Raw genomic sequence first — 1,117 nt, 5'->3', positions numbered from 1 at the left:
CTAAACCCCTTCAGGGAAGTCGGGTTAGGGGCTGAGGGTTATGCCATGGAGGGGGGCGTCCATGGCGTGGCAGCCAAAGCACTGGACAGTGCAGCAGCTTGAGGAGCGGCGGCTTGCGGCCGGGAAACTCCTGCGGCGGGGGCACCTATCGCAGGCGGAGGTTGCACGCCGTGTGGGTGTCAGCGAGGCCTCGGTCAGTCGCTGGGCACGGCGACTGCACGAGGCGGGCGGCAGCACACGCGGGTTGAAGGCGAGGCCGCGCACGGGCCGGCCGTCGAAGTTGAGTTTGGGGGAATGGCAGCAGGTCTCGGAGTTGGTAAGGGCAGGGGCGCGTACGTGTGGCTTCCCTACCGAGCGCTGGACGCTCACGCGAGTGGCGCACCTCATCCAGCGTACGTTCGGAGTGCACTACCACCCCAATTACCTGGCCGAGTGCCTTCACCGGTTGGGTTTAAGTCCACAGCAGCCCCGCACGCGAGCCAAGGAGCGTGACGATGCGTTGGTGGAAGCATGGCTGAAGCGCGACTGGCCCCGCATCAAAAGGGGGCTCGAAGAAGCGGGCGGGCCATTGCCTTCGTGGACGAGACAGGTAGTTCGTTTCGGGCCCGCGTAGCGTCTACCTGGGCGCCCGTCGGGCATCCGCCCATCCTGCGCCGTCGTGACAAGCGGCGCGAAGTCTCCAGCATCGTCGCCCTCGTTGCCCCGTACGGCCACAGGCCGGCGCGCCTGTATTCGCGCCACCGGGAGGGCAGCTTCACCAGCCGGGACGTCATCACTGCCCTGCGCTACTTCCGCAGGAAGGTGGGTCGTTCGCTCACTATCGTGTGGGACGGTCTCAACCAGCACCACAGTGCCGAGACGCTCGACTTCGTCGCACGCCACCCCGAGGACTTCCGCCTTGAACGGCTACCAGGCTATGCGCCAGACCTCAATCCCGAGGAGGGCTGCAACGGCATGGTGAAGGCCGAGCTGCGCAATGCCACGCCCGACTCTGTCGCCGAGCTGCGCGCCCAGGCACGCGCTTCATTCGTGCGCCTGGGCCACCGCCACGATGTTCTCGCCGCCTTCTTCCTTCACGCGGGTCTGCGCCTTACCGGACTTTCCTGAAGAGGGTTAG

Annotated in this window: 2 protein-coding genes; both read left to right on the top strand. The window is 66.4% G+C overall.

Translation table 11 applies throughout. The features are described from left to right. Positions 1–40 precede the first annotated feature (40 nt). Complete coding sequence (locus HR086_RS47045) at positions 41–613, top strand: IS630 family transposase (protein WP_306663490.1); 573 nt, start codon at positions 41–43, stop codon at positions 611–613. Continuing rightward, positions 511–1,107: a transposase gene (locus HR086_RS47040; RefSeq protein WP_254623748.1), complete on the top strand. Its 597-nt coding sequence runs from the start codon at positions 511–513 to the stop codon at positions 1,105–1,107. The genes HR086_RS47045 and HR086_RS47040 overlap by 103 nt, the downstream gene beginning before the upstream one ends. Positions 1,108–1,117: the final 10 nt, after the last annotated feature.

This window comes from Myxococcus sp. CA039A (genome assembly GCF_013336645.1).
GTDB lineage: Bacteria > Myxococcota > Myxococcia > Myxococcales > Myxococcaceae > Myxococcus > Myxococcus llanfairpwllgwyngyllgogerychwyrndrobwllllantysiliogogogochensis.
The sequence above is the reverse complement of the archived record's forward strand: the minus strand, read 5'-3'. Positions and strand labels throughout refer to the sequence as shown.

Coding starts and splice junctions, on each gene's coding strand:
- HR086_RS47045 (WP_306663490.1), top strand. CDS start 41: ATGCCATGGAGGGGGGCGTCCATGGCGTGGCAGCCAAAGCACTGGACA.
- HR086_RS47040 (WP_254623748.1), top strand. CDS start 511: ATGGCTGAAGCGCGACTGGCCCCGCATCAAAAGGGGGCTCGAAGAAGC.